12 protein-coding genes and 1 pseudogene are annotated in these 19,551 nt (G+C 34.0%); all 13 read left to right on the top strand.

The window, feature by feature from the left end; all coding sequences use genetic code 11:
* The first annotated feature begins 2 nt into the window (after positions 1-2).
* The 13 genes and pseudogenes from KEM10_RS08310 (at position 3) to KEM10_RS08260 (ending at position 19,298) form a co-directional block, all read left to right on the top strand.
* Positions 3-698 carry a hypothetical protein gene (locus tag KEM10_RS08310; protein ID WP_212215524.1) on the top strand — a complete coding sequence of 232 codons (696 nt, stop codon included), beginning with the start codon at positions 3-5 and terminating at the stop codon, positions 696-698.
* Between the two features lie 34 nt (positions 699-732).
* The gene (locus KEM10_RS08305; protein WP_212215523.1) at positions 733-2,733 is read left to right on the top strand and encodes an IPT/TIG domain-containing protein; all 2,001 of its coding nucleotides are present in this window, start codon (positions 733-735) and stop codon (positions 2,731-2,733) included.
* A gap of 321 nt (positions 2,734-3,054) precedes the next feature.
* A complete protein-coding gene (locus tag KEM10_RS08300) occupies positions 3,055-6,339 on the top strand; it encodes a sensor histidine kinase (RefSeq protein WP_212215522.1) in 3,285 nt (1,094 codons plus the stop codon).
* Positions 6,340-6,509: 170 nt separating this feature from the next.
* Entirely contained in the window at positions 6,510-7,382 is an 873-nt protein-coding gene (locus tag KEM10_RS08295; RefSeq protein ID WP_212215521.1) for an alpha/beta fold hydrolase, read from the top strand.
* A complete protein-coding gene (locus tag KEM10_RS08290; RefSeq protein WP_212215520.1) occupies positions 7,363-7,674 on the top strand; it encodes a beta-ketoacyl-[acyl-carrier-protein] synthase family protein in 312 nt (103 codons plus the stop codon). Before KEM10_RS08295 ends, KEM10_RS08290 begins: the two co-directional genes overlap by 20 nt.
* The gene (locus KEM10_RS24730; protein ID WP_317196650.1) at positions 7,675-8,412 is read left to right on the top strand and encodes a 3-oxoacyl-ACP synthase III family protein; all 738 of its coding nucleotides are present in this window, start codon (positions 7,675-7,677) and stop codon (positions 8,410-8,412) included.
* Positions 8,402-9,262: a beta-ketoacyl-[acyl-carrier-protein] synthase family protein gene (locus tag KEM10_RS08280; RefSeq protein WP_212215518.1), complete on the top strand. Its 861-nt coding sequence runs from the start codon at positions 8,402-8,404 to the stop codon at positions 9,260-9,262. The genes KEM10_RS24730 and KEM10_RS08280 overlap by 11 nt, the downstream gene beginning before the upstream one ends.
* Positions 9,259-10,872 (top strand): AMP-binding protein, encoded by a 1,614-nt coding sequence (locus KEM10_RS08275; protein ID WP_212215517.1) that lies wholly within the window; start codon positions 9,259-9,261, stop codon positions 10,870-10,872. Before KEM10_RS08280 ends, KEM10_RS08275 begins: the two co-directional genes overlap by 4 nt.
* Positions 10,869-11,858, top strand: coding sequence for an NAD-dependent epimerase/dehydratase family protein (locus tag KEM10_RS08270; protein ID WP_212215516.1), 990 nt, complete (start codon positions 10,869-10,871; stop codon positions 11,856-11,858). The genes KEM10_RS08275 and KEM10_RS08270 overlap by 4 nt, the downstream gene beginning before the upstream one ends.
* 268 nt (positions 11,859-12,126) lie before the next feature.
* Positions 12,127-12,300 (top strand): hypothetical protein, encoded by a 174-nt coding sequence (locus tag KEM10_RS24970; protein ID WP_394369435.1) that lies wholly within the window; start codon positions 12,127-12,129, stop codon positions 12,298-12,300.
* Between the two features lie 358 nt (positions 12,301-12,658).
* Positions 12,659-12,787, top strand: a pseudogene (locus tag KEM10_RS24965) (hypothetical protein); the annotation flags it as partial.
* Positions 12,788-13,412: 625 nt separating this feature from the next.
* Positions 13,413-16,784, top strand: a complete 3,372-nt coding sequence (locus KEM10_RS08265) for a leucine-rich repeat domain-containing protein (protein ID WP_212215515.1) — start codon at positions 13,413-13,415, stop codon at positions 16,782-16,784.
* Positions 16,785-19,298 (top strand): leucine-rich repeat protein, encoded by a 2,514-nt coding sequence (locus tag KEM10_RS08260; RefSeq protein WP_212215514.1) that lies wholly within the window; start codon positions 16,785-16,787, stop codon positions 19,296-19,298.
* Positions 19,299-19,551 lie beyond the last annotated feature (253 nt).

Raw genomic sequence — 19,551 nt, 5'->3', positions numbered from 1 at the left:
CTATGAAAAATAAAATCACTTTTATCATATTACTCACTCTAACAGTTAATTCAATTAGTACATTTTCTCAACTTTTGGAAACCAAGCATATTATTGGAATTACAGGTGGATATGGAACGTTGTCAGGAAGTGGAAATAATAATATGTTTTTCCCTGATGAAGTAGGACTTACGGGCTTTAATATTGATATATCATATGGGCACAAGATGTATTCATGGCTTTCGGGGGGGGCTGTTTTAGGTTATTATCAGTTCTCAGATCCAACTTTATACACCGGATTTGCTCAAATAAGTTCAGATGGAGGGAAGCTTATTTCTTTTGGTCCTCAGGTAAATATTCATTCTCCTCATAAAGAGAATGGTTTATTAAATAGTTTGCGTTTTGGATTGGCAGCAGCACCTCAATTTCATTATTACTCCGGAGAAAGAATGCTGTTAGTAGATAATGAGGTGATTCCGTTAACCGAAGCTGAAGTCATTGATGCAAAATTTGAAAGTACAGATTCAAGTTCTGGTTTTAGCTATAAATTGAGTCCTGAGATTAATTTCCGCTTTTCACAAAGAGTTGGAATAAAGTTAGCATATCATCTTCAATATTCTAATATCTATACCGGGTATGATAGCGAAAGTACTTATCTGCATTCTTTTATGGGTGGTTTAATAATAACCTTGGGTAATTATCGTCACATATTCATGTAAAAACAGTTATTTCAAACTATTTAGCTTTTAAGGAATGAAGGTCTTGATATCCATATCTTTGCTGTTTTTGTTTCTCTTATCTTGTAATAAAGAAAAACAATCTGAATTACCCCTTTTATTAACGAATCAGGTTAATGAAATTTCAGAAGAAGGAGCCTATTTTTCTGCAAATGTTATTAATGGCTATAGCTCAGAAGTGCAAGAGTATGGCTTTACTTGGAGCAAGGAAGAAAATCCCATTATTAAAGAAGATGAAAAATATGTGATGTATGAGCCTTTTGATGGAGGTGAATTTGGACAGCAAATAACAACTTCTCTAAAAGAAGGAGAGACTTATTATATGCGTAGCTATATGCAAACTAAAAGCTCCATTACTTATGGTAATCAGGTTATGTTTGTGAGTTTAGGAAGTTCTGCTCCAATTATTGAGGATTTTTATCCTAAAAAGGGTAACCTAAATGATACAATAACTATTACAGGACAGAATTTTAGTTATGTATCAATTAATAATTCAGTTAAGTTTAATACCTCAATTGCTCGTATTTTAAAAGTTAGTCAAGACACAATTGTTGCAATGGTCCCTCCATGGTTAAGTAGTGTAAAGTCTGATGTTTCTGTAACCATTTTCAATAATATAGAAATTGCTGAAGAACAATTTGAATTAATTACACCAGAAATACTTGATTTTAGCCCAAATACAGGAAATTTTGAAACTTTGGTTACCATAAAATGCACAAAACTATCTAATACCAAAACATTAAAAGTTTTTTTTGATGATTTTCAGGCTGATATAGTGGAGGTTTTTGACGAAGAGATTATTGTAAATGTGCCAGATGATTTAAATAAACAGAGTTCTGAGGTAAGAGTTGAGTTAAATGGGTTCTCTTCAGTTGCATCACAAAAATTTGAATTACTACCTGTGGAATTATCACATTTTTCTCCAGAAATTGCTCTAACAGGTAGTACAATTCTGATATCAGGAGAGAATTTTAGTCCGCTTGCAGAAAATAACTTCATATATGTTGGAGGAATGCTAGTTGAAATAGTTAAGGCAAGTTCAAACGAAATTGAGATAAAATTACCCACGCAAGATGAAATAATTTATCCTTCTCGAAATTTATCTTTAACAGTTCAAGTTGCAGAGCAGGAATGGACTTTTGATGATGAACTGATCATAAATGATCAGTGGTTCAGACTTAAAAATGCACCAGAAGAATTATTGTCATCAGATTATTTGTATAGTTATATTAGTTGTTTTTCTGATAACTCGAGAGCATATATTGGATTAAATAACAGTAAAGTGTTTTTCGAATATGATCCTTCTCAAGATAAATGGAAAAGACTAAAGGATTTTCCCGGTAGTAAAAGGTTTAATGGAGCCGGTTTCGTTAATGGAGACAATGTTTTCTTTGGAACAGGTCTTTCTAATTCTTCTTATCGTGTTTTTTATAAAGATTGGTGGAAATATAATATTAAGGATAATACATGGACGCAGCTTCAAGATTTTGATGGTAAAGAGCGCACAGCTGCTATTGCTTTTAAAGTTAATAACTCGGGTTATATAGGTACAGGAGGTGGAAGTGGTATCATCGAATATCTCAGCGATATTTGGAGGTATGATGAAAACGCAGATTCTTGGATTATGGTAGCAGATTATCCTGAGGAAATGTCTTATGGACTAGCTTTATCAACAAGTTCTCAAGCTTTCGTGGGTTTAGGTATAAATTTTGCTACGGATATTAAGTATATGTATAGATATGATCCGGATAGTAATAAGTGGACCAAGATAAAAGATTTTCCACAAGGTGGGGACAATAACCGATCGTTAGGTTTTGTTATTAACAACCAAGTATATGCCTCCATAGGGTATTGGAATCCATTTTATAAATGGAATGCACCATATCAATCTTGGAATGAAATAGAACCAGTTGATTTGATTGACAAGCGAAATGCCATTGCATTTAGTATAAACGGGAAAGGATATGTAGGATTGGGAATGAATAACTGGATGTGGGAATATGATCCATCAAGATAATAGATCATAATTGCCAAATTATCAGCATCACCGGCTCGCGTTCCATTGCACTAAAGTGTATTGAAAGAGCAAGTAAGTAATTTATTTATGAATAATCAATTGATTCATTGTAAATGAATGGTACATGTATACGGTTTTTCTAAAAAACATTTGTGATTTCCTAACTTCTTCTTAAGATCTTCGTATTAACTTTATTATATGTTACTGAATACTAAAACTTATTTGTATTTTTATTAGCATATTGGTAAGGGGGTAAAAAAAGAAGTTATTAGAATACAGGAATTATATAGGCATATTTTTCTGTTGCTGTTAATTAGTTTAATGGTGCACAAAAGTAATGCGCAACCCGAAGAATTAAAGTTCAGGTACTTCAACCAAAAGCAAGGTCTATCAAATACCTTTATCACCTCTATTACAAAAGATTCAACCGGATATATTTGGGTTGGAACTATTAATGGACTCAACCGTTTTGATGGTAGGGTATTCACACCCTATTACGATAATTCAAAAGATACAACTCAGCTGCAACACTATTATATTACCACACTTTTTATTGATAGTAAATCAACTCTTTGGGTAGGCACTCAAAATGGGTTACACTCATATAATAACTTTAAAGATAACTTTCGCAGATATCATATAGATGGGGCTAATCGTAAAGGTGAAGCAATTAATATAGGTTGTATTGCAGAGAATAGTGAAGGAGACATTTTTGTTAGTGTTGATGCTTCCTTATATAAATACCATAGAAAAGAGAATGTTTTTAGGCATTTTATAGATGCTCCAAAAGGAATGATAAGTAAATTTATTTTCGATTCTCATGATAATATATGGATTGGATCCATGGCAAATGGAGGATTGTCTTATTACAAGAATAATACAGGGAAGTTATTAAACTTCTCATCTTATGAATTGCCATCCAGGGTGCCAACTGAAAATATTCAGGATTTAGAATTGAATAATGATACTTTATGGATAGGGTCCAGAGGGCAAGGGTTGATATCATATGATATCAATAAAAAGGTGTTTACAAAACACCCTGTCGGGTTGCCTGATACAGATCATATTGTTGACATAATGATTTCTACTGAAGGAAAAATATGGTCGATTGATTATACTGGATTAAAATTCTATAATAAGGAATCAAAGAGCTTCTACGGTTATTATTTCTACAGTGAGGATCCGCAAAGTATACGAACATCACCGGCAATTATTTATCAGGATAATCAAAATAATATATGGGTTGGACATAATGGCGAAGGCTTGGGGTTAAGAGTACCTCCAAGCGGATTTCAAAGTATTTTTAATAATAAAGCTCATAAATGGTATTTGAACAATGTTGGAGTTAACGCTATTACAAAGGATGTTAATGGTAGTCTTTGGATTGCTAATAGCGGTCCGGGGATAACTATTTTTGATTATGGACATTGGAAGAAAGAGGAAAAATGGCATGATCAAAACAAGCCGCATGGTTTAGGGGCCGGAACAGTATTTAGTTTGTATACCGATACCGAAGGAGTTACCTGGGTAGGTACTTATGAGGGAGGATTGCAAAAATATGATTCGGAAAAAAATCGTTTCGTCAATTACCGTTACAACCCTGCTGATTCATCTTCTATCTCAAGCAATGATATTCGTTTAATTACAGAGGATGTAAATAACGATTTGTGGCTAATAACATACGGTAAAGGGATAGACAGATTTGATAAAGATAACAAACGCTTCATTCACTTTAACACTGAAAACTCAGGTTTAGCTAATCCATATGTAAATGATATTTTGTGTGCGTCAAGCGGAGATTTGTGGGTGGCAACAGTGTGGGGACTGAGTATGATGCCAAAGAATACTGATCAATTCAAAAATTTTTATTTTAATTCTGATGATTCAACTTCCATTAGTAGTAACAATGTTTTTGTACTATTTGAAGATAGTAAAGGAAGGATATGGGTTGGAACGGATAATGGGCTGAACCTATATTCTGCAGATGGTACATTTCAACGTTTTGATCGTACAAAGCTTAAAACAACAATATGTGGTATTCAGGAAGATGGACATAATGCAGTATGGCTAAGTACTTATAATGGAATTATCAGACTTGATCCAGAGTTAGGTGATATTCAGTTGTATGAAGGAATGGAGGCAGTGAACAACAATAGCTTTGTTCCCAGATCTCAGTATAAAGATTGGGAAGGTAGAATATACTTTGGAGGAACAAAAGGTATCACTCATTTTATGCCTGATGAAGTGACTACAAATATTTATCCTCCAGATGTAGTGTTTACCAATTTGCACGTGTTAAATCAGAATACACAACCTAATGATTCATCATCCATTCTTGATAAGCATATTAATTATGCCAATTATTTCGAGATTGAGTATGATGATAAAATCATCACCTTTGAGTATTTAGGATTATCGTATAATAATCCTGAAGACAATATGTATATGTACAAATTGGATGGTTTGCATGATGGCTGGCAATCTCCAACCAAACAAACTACAGCAAGTTTTACTAATCTACAGCCAGGTAAATATGCTTTTCAAGTAAAGGCTGCTAACAATGATGGGGTATGGAGTGCGAATGTAGCAAAGGTATCATTTAAGGTGAAGCCTCCATGGTACAGGACTTCCATATTTATTGTTTTGGTGATGATTCTGTTTGTAATTATTGGTTGGATTACTCTAAATATTCATTCGTTGCGAATCAGGCGTCAGCGTAAATTGCTGGCTATACAAGTACATAAAAAAACGAGAGAACTAAGGCAGACAAACGAAGAATTACTAACTCAGGCGGAATACCTGGATAATCTAAACAAGTTGCTAGAAGAGAGGCAAGCTCAGCTAGAGCAACAATCCAGAATATTATCTGAAAAATCCGATGAACTTGTAAGTAGTAATAAGCGGCTGAAAGAACTCAATACAACTAAAGACAGGCTGTTTTCAATAATAGCTCATGATTTAATCAGTCCTTTTAATACCATTTTGGGTATGTCAGAGCTTTTAATGGGGGCAGAAGAAGAAGGAGAAGCACACGAGCGAAAGAAGTTAGCTCGTAACGTTAATATTTCAGCCAGCCATATTTTCGATTTACTCCAGAATTTGTTGATGTGGGCAAAAGGCCAAACGAAGGAGGTGAAAGTATCGCGTCACAAATTTACGGTTAGAAATGCCATTCATACTTCAATTACACACTTGAATGAGGCTTTTCAACAAAAAGACATCCAATTTAGAATTGAGTGCGAAGAAAGTATGGAGGCTTTTGGCGATATCGATATGTTTAAGACTGTGGTCAGAAATTTAGTTAGTAATGCTATCAAGTTTACAAAAACAAATGGTATAATTAAAGTAATTGCCAGGGGTCAAGGTAAAATGGTAGAAGTTACGGTTGAGGATAATGGAATAGGTATTGCTCCGGAAAAAATACCCTTTGTTTTTGAACAGGAAGGATTAAGAAGTACCTACGGTACATCGGGCGAAACCGGAACTGGCATAGGTTTATTCTTATGTAAGGATTTAGTTGAGAAGAATAACGGTTCAATTAATGTTCATTCGGAACAGGACAAAGGCACAAGGTTTGTTTTTACTATACCAAGAGCCGTTGAGTGACTACTTTATTTACATTTAGTAAGTTATAATCATTGTTGTTGATATTATACTTTGACTCTTTACTTTTTTCTTCGTAAATTAATTAATATTCATGCAATCAATTTTGTTTGCTGGGGATTGTATGGAAGAAGGAGAGAATAATCCGATACATCGGGGCAAAGAGAGTATCAATGGATGGGGAACGAAATATTCTGAACTGCTGGATGATTGATTTTCCATATCAATCAAAGTATGTTAGTGTTCAAAATATCAAGACTCATTATATTGATGAAGGAAATAGTGAACAACCAATAATACTATTACTTCATGGAGTGCCTACCTGGTGCTATTTATTTCGAAAAATTATTCAAGAACTGATAAGTGCAGGATTTAGAGTAGTTGCCCCTGATGTACCAGGTTTTGGTTTAACATTTAGGCCTTTGAATAGTGCATTTTACACTCTCCAAAACCTTACTAGTTGGTTAGGTGCCTTTCTGGAAAGACTTAATTTTAAAAAGTTAACCATTGTTGGACATGACTGGGGAGCAATAATAGGAACAAATTATGCTGTTTGTAATCCTGAATTAATAAACGGATTGATGATCTCTAATGGATTTGTTCCCTGGGGTGATTGTCGATTACCCATGCTTTTAAAGGCATGGAAAGTTTTTTCACAATATTCACCCTGGATTCCTGTCGGATTAGTCGTGTGGTTGTTTTCAAAAGTACGTTTGTCTTTTAATGAGATAAGCAACTACAATAAACCGTTTAAGCAACAAAGTCGGAAAGCATTGAGACTAATTCCAGCACTATTTCCATTAGGAAAATCAATAACAGATTCAATCTGGAAGCAGTTAATAACGGCATCGTTCCCCATAACAACCATATTTGGTAAAAATGACCCCATCACATTTTCTTTTTATGAAGAGTTGAAACAAAGATTAAACTCGAGTTCTGATCATGAGCATTTTCTTATCGACGGTGGACATTTCCTGCCGGAAGATGCCGGATATGAAATGGCTTCTATCATCAAAAAAAGAGTTAATGAAACCATTATCATCTAGTCATATTGAGAGTATAGGAGTTAAACTGCCGGATCGTATTGAGACAATCTCGGAGCTCACTGAAAAAATAGTTTTACCTGTTTGCTCCAAATTAGAAGATGTGAGCGGGATAATAGAGCGTCGCATATGTTCGGGAGAGGAAGATGCATTGTTCTTATCGTCAGAAGCAGCGCTTGATTGCTTAAGCCATTCTGAATTTCAGGCTCACGAAATTGAAATGGTGATTTGTTGCTCAATTTCAAAGTTTAATCATCAACTTGAATATCAATATGAGCCTGCTTTATCGCTATAAATCAGACAAAAAATAGGGGCTGATCATGCCATTTATTTTGATATAACCAATGCGTGTGCCGGAATGATTTCGGGTGTATTGATTGCAGATAATTTCATTAAACAAGGCATTGTTAGAAACTGTATGGTAGTTAGCGGAGAGTTTATTTCTACAATTGCTCATAATGCCTCCAAAACAATATCAACTTTCGATACCAAGGAATTGGCTTCTTTAACTGTTGGTGATGCAGGTGCTGCTGTTATACTTTCAAGAAACGAAAGTGATGCAGGTTTTGAAGTGTTGGAGCAAAATACATATGCCAGGTATCAAAATCTCTGTTACGGTGCTTTAAGCACATCGTTTCCGGGTGCATATATGCAAACTCTTATGAAAAAACTTCACAAAGCAGCCTTGGATGAGTCCGCAGATTTTATTGAGGTATGCCTGAAGAAACATCAATTGTCGTTTGATAAAATAGATATTCTTATTCCACATCAAACATCTCAAAAAGCAATTAATATTGGAGCAAAACGATTACTTAATCATTTTAAAGTAAAGAAGGTTCCAAAGGTGGTATCAAATCTTGAGCTGTATGGCAATACTGCCTCAACCACTCATTTTATTGCTTTATATCATCTGTTGATGGCAAAGAAGGTGCAAAAAGGAGAAAGAATAATGCTTCTCAGTCATGCATCGGGATTAGTGATGGGATTGGTTGTATTTAGGTTAAATGCTATTGTAGATCGTTATGGGAACTGAAATCACATCGGTTGTTAGCTTCACAGGCAATGGTAGTAAAGAAGAAGGGTATATCTTCTGTGCCCAAAAAGCATTGGATAAAATGGGGCAATATTTAAATAAAATCTCCATTAGGCCTGATATGCTAATTAGTACAGGTGTGTATAGAGAAAATCATATGGTTGAGCCTGCCTTATCAGCTTTCTTTCTCGATTATTTAGAGCAGAATACTCCGTCGGCTACAGAAAAACAGTCAGTTATAACGTTCGATTTAACAAAGGGGGCGTGTGGATTAATTCAAGCGTTTCAATTGGTTGACGGATTTATTAATGCTAATAAAGTAAAATATGCCTTGGTGATTGGAAATATATCAATGCATAATAAAAAAGATACGGATGAGGCAACTGTATTTTTGCTTACAGCAACATTGAATGACTCGGGATTTACAATATTTTACTTAAAAACATATCCTGAGTTTATGAATAAATATTCTACCTGGGGATATTTGAATGATGGACAAGTAAAACTGAAGATTAATGCGGAAAAGGATTTTGACGAATTATGTGCTTATTGTTTATGTCAAACCTTAAATGAATGGGTTGAAAAGCAAGATATTTTATTGCTGAATTTTGATGCTCTTGTTTTTATCAATGTGCAATCAAATGTGGTTTGTGAGGTGCTTCAATCATTTAATTGGAGAGATGTTCGATTGTTTATTAAGAGAGATGAAGAGGATTTAATGCTACTGTCAAAAGATCAGTTTCATAACCCAATGAGGTTTGATGATTTTTTGAATTCTGACTCCATATTATTTATTTCAGTTGGTGCGGGGATTTGTACTTCATTAGCTGTTTATCAATCGAAAAAATGAATAAGCCCAATGGAAATAACATCATAACCAGAATTTATCAGGTTGCCAGTGAGAGACCGGATAAAATAGCTTTCATTGGACGGAAAAGCATTACTTACCATGATTTTGTAAAACGAATAGATGCTTATGCTGTCAATTTTCAAAATATTGGGGTGAAGCAACATTCCAAAGTACTTGTACTGATAAAACCCGGAGCAGATCTGTTTGCTATTGTATATGCATTGTTAAGGTTAGCTGCTGTCCCCGTATTTATAGATACAGGAATGGGAATTAGCAATATGCTTCAATCACTTCGTAGTATAAAGTTGGATTACTTTATCGGTATTCCCATCAGTCATCTTATTAGACTGATAAATCCACAATTGTTTAAAGGGTGTCAATCAATTGTTTTGTCTAAAGGTAAATTCCATTTGGGTATACCGAGGCGCAAAAATACAGATCTAAATTCATCATTACCTATCATTAAGTCAAAGCCTACCGATTTGGCATCCATCGTATTTACAAGTGGAAGTACCGGGCCTCCAAAAGCTGTTTGTTATACGAATAAAATGTTGGAAGCTCAGGTTAATATTTTAATATCTCACTTTAAATATAACTCCCGGGATATTGACTGCTGTACATTTGCATTGGTAGGGCTTCTGGAGATGTCAATAGGATTGACCTTATCTTTTACTAAAATGGATATGACCAGACCCGGATCATTAAAATCACAGAATTTGATTAAAACTATCAATGAGAATAAATGTACCCATTTGTTTTGCTCGCCATTAATTATAAAAAAGTTGGTTGATTTTGCAGAGATAAAACAATTTGAGTTGCCTTCACTAAAAAGAGTTATTACAGCGGGTGCTTTTGTTGAACCTGTTTTAATTGAAAAGTTCTGTAAGCGATTATCTAATGATTGTTCTGTGCATGCAGTATATGGTGCTACGGAAGCATTGCCTTTAACTGAGATTGATGATCAAAAAATGATAGAATTAATTGATGAGGTTAATGCATTAAAAGGTGTTTGTGTTGGAAAAGTATTGCAAGGTGTAGAGGTGCAAATAATTGCTATTTCTGATGAGAAATTCAATAGTTGGCACAATGTAGATTTAAAGGGTATTAATGAGATAGGTGAAATTGTCGTACGAGGAGAAGTTGTGTCCCAGCAATATTTATCCGCCGATGAATATTTGACTTCAAAAGTATGGGATGAAGAAAAGAAATTGTATTGGCATCGAATGGGTGATGTAGGTTTAGTGGATGAGAATGGTTATTTATGGATGTTTGGACGAAAGTCTCATATCGTTTATGATCAAAATGCGATGTTGTTTCCAATACCCATTGAAAGAGTATTTAACCGACATCCGGTTGTCAATCGAACAGCTTTAATTCAGGCTAGATCTAAGGAGGGAAATAATATGCCATTATTGTGCGTTGAATGTAGAAAGGAGTTGTCAGCAAAACAGTTTGAGTTTTTCAAAGAAGAGCTTAAAAAAATAGCTAAACACTCTAAGTTGAAGGTTCGTTGTTTTGAACAGGTCAAATACATGCCAATGGATGCGAGGCATCAGGCTAAAATTCAGCGCGAGAAACTTGCCCGAAAATATCAATCGTATCAACCATGAAAGTGCTAGTAACAGGAGGAACGGGATTTGTTGGTCGGGAGCTGGTTAAGATGCTGGTGTCAGAAGGCTACGATGTTAGGTGTACTTCACGGCAGCCCGATGATCTTTCTGCAATAGCTGAGCTTATGATAGGTGATATCAGAGATTTGGCGTTTTTGAATCATTGTTGTAAAGGTTGTGAGGCTGTATTTCATTTGGCTTCCAAAGTAGGAGTGTGGGGCAAATATTCCGATTTTTACAGTACTAATGTTGATGCAACAAAATTGTTAATTGATGCATGTAATGGAAATAATGTTAGCTACTTTATCTATGCTAGTTCTGCAAGTGTTGTTTTTGGTGGTGAAGATATTGAAAATGGGAATGAATCAATTCTTTATCCGGCACATCAACTTTCTAATTATACTATAACAAAGGCGTTGGCTGAAAAGTACATTATTCAGTCGAATGGGAATAATATAAAAACAATTAGTCTTAGACCGCATCTGATCTGGGGACCAACTGACAGGCATATTATTCCCGGCATATTGAAAAATGCCCAAACAGGAAAGCTCGTTAGGATTAGCTATTATAATAAATTGGTGGATACAACCTATATAGATAATTTTATTGATGCACTTAAGCTGTCATTGTTGGGATTGATGAATAATCCTATGGTCGCCGGAAACTGTTATTTTATAACCAATGGAGAACCTATAAAAATATGGGATTTTATAAATAGAATTCTTGATGTGTACGGATATGCTTCTATTACAAAATCTGTTCCCCGATCATTAGCATTAGGTGTGGTTGGTCTGCAAGAAATGTTTTATAAGTATTTTCTACCTAATCAAAATATTCAAACAACGCGAATGGTTATAAAAGAGCTTTGTCAGGCACATTGGTTTGATATATCAAAAGCCGTAAAAGTTTTAGGATATAAACCAAAAATATCGATTGATGACGGATTTGAGAGACTGAAGAAATTTAAGACGCAACTTATTTCATGAAAAGTTAGCCATTTTGCTAGTAAGACAAAAAAAGCGCCCACAGTGGAAGCCTGCAAACGCTTTATTTTCAATGTGGAGAATAGCGGAATCGAACCGCTGACCTTTTGACTGCAAGTTAAAATATTACATTTGTTTTTGATAGTTTATTGCTTTTTAAATGTGTCAATACACAATAAATTATATGCATAATAAGGATGTTGTTACCATACTGCTGCCTCTCTTCTGATTTAAGAATATGATTAAGCAGTAATATGAAGATTATTAAAGAATAGCAGAAAGGAAACATTTTAGTCTTGGAAGGTCAAAGAGTTTTGTTCGATACAAAGATCTTGAAATAGCAAAGCTATTATCATCAGAATATTGGAGATGCGATGTGGAGGTTAAGTGTGCAGATCACCTAAGTCCTTATGGTGATATTTTAAATAAAGAGCAAATTGAGTAATATAAAGGAAAGTTATTTAATCCTACTGAGGTAATTGAAAAACTCTTTCCTATGTTGATGGAAGGTTATGTGCATGGTCTATTGTGATATAAAGCAATTTATGTATCTAAATGGTTAAAACGTTATTGACTGAAGATGTAAAAAATGTCTTTCAAAATTACCAAATAGGTAGTTTTAAGTATTGGAAAGGATCACCAGTGTTTTGGGTAATGGATTAAAGGGGAATGATTCGGAGTAACAAATTTACTTTTAAATGAAGAGGATAGCAAAAAGAATAAAGAAGCCATTCCTATTTTTTACATAGGCTGACATAATGATGGGACTTAAAGATTATAACCTTAAATAATGTTATTTTGGAGAGCACTTGATATTGGAAAAAGCTCCAAGGGATAACGCAATTGTTAAAAGTGAAAAAACTGCCATAATAACAAGTGTTTATTTATTTGGGTTTATTAGGTTGATTTCAGAAAACCTAAACGGGTATTAGCGTTGAGAAGAGTAGAGTCTAAAAAGGACATATTTGCTATTTATTTCCGGACTTGGAGTTGTTGACAGATTAAAGAGAAAACCACAAACGCTTAACTCCTTATTACATGAAACGGTATTTAATGTTTCTACCTTACATGAAGAATAATAATCTAGTATTTAACTTAAATCAAGGTTTTGATATAGCTGAATATCTACCACTAATAAATCGTAGGTCAATAATAGGTGTAATGGTGCCAATCGAAGATGAAGGTAATGTGATTTTATGAACATATGGGGATTATTTCTCTAATCTAGAGAAGTATTGACTTTAGGTATATAATGGAATGTTGATTAACCATAATTAATATGTGAAAACGGTCAGAAAAGGCCCTTCTTATTGTTTTCATTGGGTGGTTCCTATAGTATGAATAAATTTATTGCTCATCTTTTTTATTAAAATGTTTCATGAAAATTACCTTGTGAAATGTAGTTTTGATGGTTGGGAAGAAAGCTATTATACTAAAGAAAAACTCTAATGTCTATATTCCCAATAGTGAACAATTAAAAAAATATATTATTTTAGTATAAAATTACTGGATTTTAAATACAAATCCGAAATTGTCTTAACTTTTTAACAAAACCTCATGATCAATACACTATTGAGAAAGTTGGAATGCAGGATCTTTGCAATCCTTCTCTTATTTAATCTGGCCGTTCCGGGTCTTTTTGCACAGTATCAATTAACGAGTAGCGATGTAGAAATGGATGGGGGGACCATAATTAGATATAAACGCACAGGTATTTCAAGTATTATTATACCTAATGAAATTGATGGTATTCAAGTAACTGGTATTGCAAACAGTAGTACAACAGGAGTATTTGAGAGTAAGGGGCTAGTAGAGATTACCTTGCCATCTGAACTAAAAAAGATTGGAACTAAAGCGTTTTACAACAATGCACTTGCCAGCTTGAGCATTCCTTCTAATGTGACAAGTATCGGGACAAGTGCTTTTGCCGAAAACAAAATTCAAAACCTCAGCATTCCACAAAATGTTGAAACCATCAGTGAAGATGCTTTCAGAAGTAACGAATTAACAATGGTTGATCTTAAGAGTAACAGTAATCTTCGATATATTGGTAAATATGCATTTGGTTTTAATAATCTGACACAGATAGTAATGCCTACATCATCATACGGTTCCTACGACTGGAAAAGTAGCAATGGTTACCTTTATGCCGCTGGAGAGGCTTTCAATGATTTCACAAGATCTTATACCTTACAATCACCAGGAATTCTGAATCCTGAAGACCTAACAATTAGTTCAAGTGGAATCATAACAGCATACCATCGTAAGGATCTAACAATTGTTATTATTCCTGAAGAAGTTAATGGTACTATTGTAAAAGGAATTGCAGATGACATTCTTGGTGTTTTTGCATCTAAAGGAATTGAAAATCTTGAATTACCATCTTCCATTGAATATATTGGAGAGAATGCTTTTTGGCAAAATCCAATTAAAACTCTAATTCTACCTAGTAACCTGAAAGATATTGGAAAATTTGCTTTTTACAATAACAATCTACAAACACTGGAGATTCCTTCAAGTGTGGAAAGCATTGGTGAAAAAGCTTTTTATTCCAATCCTTTAAAGGAGGTTAAGTTTGAGGCAAACAGCATGTTGTTGTCAATTAACAGTGGTGCTTTCTACAATACTTACCTGACGCAGATTCAGCTTCCCTCCAGTGGCAGGAAATTACTAGTCGACTGGAGCGGCTCAGAAAATTTAATGCCAGGAGATTATATAACTGATTTTGAATCGCCATATACAGCTCGCTTTGCCACGGAAGTAACGGATGCAGATGTAATAATGGATGGGGAAGGTAAAATACTAAGCTGCACAGCTTCTTCACCTACCGGATATCTCTATATTCCCGAGTTACTTGATGGACAAACTGTAACAGGTATTGCAGATGCGTTAGATTACGAGTCAGGGGTATTTTATCAGAAAGGCATTAAGCGGATTTTCTTTCCGTCCACAATGGAGTATATCGGTGATTATGCTTTTACTAATAACCGATTGAATATGCTAGATTTACCGGAAGGAGTTAAAAAGGTAGGTATAAGTGCTTTTGAGTCATCAAATATCACTGAGTTAATTATTTCACCTGCATTGGAATCAATAGAGAAAAAAGCGTTTTTTAAAAATGATATTGTTGAAATTCATATCCCAACTACCTTGAAAAGTCTAGGTGAAGAAGCTTTTGCAAACAATATGATAACTCAAATAAGTTTTGATGATAACATTTCGCTCACAAATTTAAACAAAGGTGTTTTTGCAAGTAATAAAATAAAAAATCTTACCATACCTGCTTCTATAATTAATATTGAAGAATCAGCATTTTCATATAACCTGTTAACCAATGTTTCGTTTCCCGAAGGTTTGCAAAATATAGGATCACAAGCTTTTGAAAGCAACAGCTTAGAAACATTATTATTACCATCTACACTCACTACAATAGGAATCCGTGCTTTTAGAGATAATCAATTGACTAAATTGATTCTACCAGATGGAATTACCAGCATAGGATCCAGTGCGTTTTCTTCTAATGAGCTTTTAATTGTGCAACTCTCTAAAGGACTAAATGAACTACCTTTCAACATTTTCAATTATAACAATTTAAGTGCTGTTGACATACCTGCAGGAATTGAAACTATACGCGAAGGTGCTTTTACAAATAATAAGCTTGAGACAGTAAACTATGAAATTGGAAGTGCACTAAAATTGGTGGAGAAGAATGCTTTTTCAGACAATCCATTGATTAGTATGGAACTTCCAATTGTTGATAATCCTGATTTTTATGGATGGACTTGTGCTTCAGAAACGTTTTTCCCTGGTGAACAAGTTGACAAATTTACAGAAGAACTTAGTTGGGTAATTATGCATGAATTAAGTTTTGAAGAATTAAAATTAAATGAAGATGGCTACATAACAAATGCGATTTTCGATTATAGTACATATCAGCATATTATTATTCCTTCTGTGGTAAATGATGTCACTATTAAAGGAATTTATTCACAAGTTTTCAGACTAAGGGGATTACGTATGGTTCACCTTTCTGAGGGGATTGAGTATATTGGCAATGATGCTTTTATCGACAATAAAATTAAGGAAATAAACATTCCAGCCTCTGTGGAAACAATACAAGATCGTGCTTTTTCTAGTAATTCAATACAAAAGGTAACGTTTGAAGAGAATTGTAAACTCAAGAAAATTGGTGCTAATGCATTTCAAGGAATAAGCATAATACTGCCAACTTCTGCATATAGTACATATCTTGGTTGGCGAGATAGACAATATAAATATTTAGAAGCAGGTGATGTTGTTGAATCAAGTGGTCCCTATTATCTGCGTTATATACATACATTAACAGAAGAAGATGTCACAGTTGACGAAAATGGTGTGTTAAGCCGCAAATATGGCTCTCCAAGCCCCTCTCTTAACTTAATTATACCTGAAACTATAGGTGGTAAAACAGTAAAGATACTTAATAATAAAGCTTATTTAAAGGGAGAACATCTTGAAAGTCTTCAATTACCAGCCAAACTTGAAGAAATTGGTGATGAAGCCTTCAAAGACAATGTATTAAAGGAGTTAACAATTCCGGCAACTGTCAAGCAAATTGGAACATATGCTTTTGCTAATAACGATTTAACCAACATAATAGTTAGAGAACCTTCGAATCTGATATTAATAGATGAGATGGCCTTTTCTGGCAACGAACAGCTAGTAGGCATAAAGTTACCAGAGACGACAGTCTCGGATTTCGAAGGATGGTTAGGTTCAAATAATCAAGAATATGCAATTGGTGAAATAATCAATGATTTTGAAGCATCTTATTCTATGGCTAAGCCATATACTTTGCAAAGTAGTGATTTTACTTTAAATGCCGAAGGTTTGATTACTGGGTGTAGTCTTGATTTTAAACTAATTCGTTCTATTATTATACCAGAGTAAGTGGATGGTATTACTGTTAGGGGTATAATCGATGGTAAGATTTTTAGCAATAAATCTATTAACCGTATTCAACTACCCTCCACATTTGAGATAATTGGAAGCTATGCATTTCAAAATTGCAAACTTGGCCAAGTAACCATTCCCTCTTCTGTGAGACGAATTGGTAAATATGCATTTGATCATAATCTTTTGAAGGAAGTAGTCATTGAAGGGAATTCAAATCTTGAAATCATTGAGCTTAATGCTTTTTCTCAAAACGATCATCTTGAAGGAATTACTGTACCAAGCTTATTAAAGGCAGGAATAGGAGAATTCGGGCAATGGATTAATGGACATTCTGAAAGTTTCGAGCAAGGCGAACTGATGACATTCTTTGAAACAACTTATGGATTAGCTGTTCCTTACACTTTAAAAGATCAAGATGTAACTATTGATCAAGATGGTGTAATTACAGATGTAACATTTGATGCAAAGTATAACTACATTATTATTCCTGAGCGCCTAAACAATATTGAGGTCAAAGCTATAAATGGAGGATTTAGGTATAAAAAAATATTACAAACTATCTTACCTGCTGGAATAAAAAGTATTGGAAAGATAGGGAGTTATTACCCTTTTGATCAAACTTTAATGACCAAATTGATGCTGCCGGAGAATAACACACCTAACTTTGTAGGGTGGGTAGGTACAAGCCGATATAGTACCATATTTAGACCAGATATGGCCATAATTGATTTCAATGCAACATATGAAATAAGTTACCTTGCCACATTGAATGAAGAAGAACTTGAAATAAACGAATCTGGTGAGATTATTACTTACACCCCTTTATCTTATCATGCTGATATTACCATTCCTGAAACAATTAATGGAATTACTGTGAAAGCTATAGGACAGGAAAATTCAAGTAACTCTAATCTTTTTCGTTCCAAAGGAGTTCTTTCGGTCAACTTACCAAAAACACTAACACATATTCATGAAAATAGTTTTGCAGATAATGTTATTCAATCAATTGAATTACCTGCAAATTTACAATATATTGGAAATAAAGCATTTTACAAAAACAACCTTACGTATATTAACTTACCAAATGATTTAAAAGTCATTGGAGATAACGCATTTCAGAACAATTATATAGAATCTTTAGTACTTCCAGAGAGTTTGACATCTATTGGGATAAGAGCTTTTAGTGAAAATCAACTGACTAATTTAGAACTCCCTAATTCTCCTACGAAATATGGAAACTATGTTTTTGAGAAGAATAAATTACATACAATAGTTTTCCCTCAAGACTTTGAGGAAATTACTACAGGAATGTTTATGGATAATCAATTAGAGGAGATTCAAATACCTGCCAGTATTACATGTGTTAGATCATACGCTTTTAGTAATAACAATCTGAGCCAAGTAAGTTTTAATGAAAATAGTTATTTAAAAAGGATAGAATTAAAAGCATTTGAAAACAATGAGCTTTTGACTCATATAATGATGCCATCCAGTATTTATCCAACGTGCATTGGATGGTATAATTCAAACTATCAGCCAATTGATCAACAAGCATTTTATTCTGAATTTCATTTAGGAATTGCGGTCCGTTGTATCTACACTCTCCAACCAGATGACGTTGAATTAAACGATGAAGGTCAACTTAAAACAGTAAATTTTGATGAAATTTATAAAGATATTATAATTCCGGAATCGATTAATGGAATCAATATTAAAGAATTAGGTTCAGATATTGACCGAACATTTGAGAGAAGATGGTTGCTGTCTGTAGACATTCCAAACTCTGTTGAAAAAATTTATGAATATTGTTTTTATGATAACCGTTTAAGCGATGTACATTTGCCTGACTGTCTTGTAGAGGTTGGAGAATATGCATTTTATAATAACAGGATGGAAAAAATTGTTTTACCTACACCAGAGCGATATGGATATGAGCTTGAATATTGGAAAAATCAGTATGGTAAAAAATTATCAGATAATATTGCAACACCTCTTTATTACGCATTTACCGCAGTCTTTAATGCCGTCATATATAACATTGTATATAATGTAAATGAAGCATCGCATACAAACCCACAACAATATACGATTGAGACCGCTACAATTAATTTATTAGATGCAACTAAAGAAGGTTACAATTTTCTTGGTTGGTATGATAATGAACAACTTACAGGTGATCCTATAACTGAAATTTCTCAGGGTAGTACAGGAGATATTCAGTTATGGCCCAAGTGGGAAGTAGCAACTATTTTGAGTAAAGTACCTTCTCAATCTGTAAAATGTTATCCTAATCCGTTTACAAATACACTTACTATTCAAATTCCTGAAAATATAAAGGCGTTTGGTATAAATATTTATAACACAAACGGACGGTTAGTACAAATGATTGATGTGCCACAAGATGGTGCGGCCAGAATTAATTTAAGTTATTTAGCTAAGGGTGTTTATATTGTCTATATTCAACAAAGTGAGGCTGCGCCGATCGTTAAAAAAATAATTAAGGAGTAAAATATTAGTTGCATTATTAAAGCCGGCGTACAGTACCGGCTTTTTTTATTCAGTTACTTAAAATCTTTTCTGTAATTGGTCATGCCTCGATTGAAGAACTTAGAAGGTTTCAATTATCTTTAAAACATGTACTTAGAATGTCAATATGCTTAAAGGGAAGATGAACAATTTAAAATAGATTCTTTGCTGGTTTTAACAATTAAAATGAATTGCTTTAGAATCAGATGTTGAGATTTAGATCTTAAAAATTAAG

It is taken from the genome of Carboxylicivirga linearis (genome assembly GCF_018271995.1).
Classification (GTDB): domain Bacteria; phylum Bacteroidota; class Bacteroidia; order Bacteroidales; family Marinilabiliaceae; genus Carboxylicivirga; species Carboxylicivirga linearis.
Note: the sequence above shows the minus strand (reverse complement) of the source record. Positions and strands in the feature narration are given on the sequence as shown.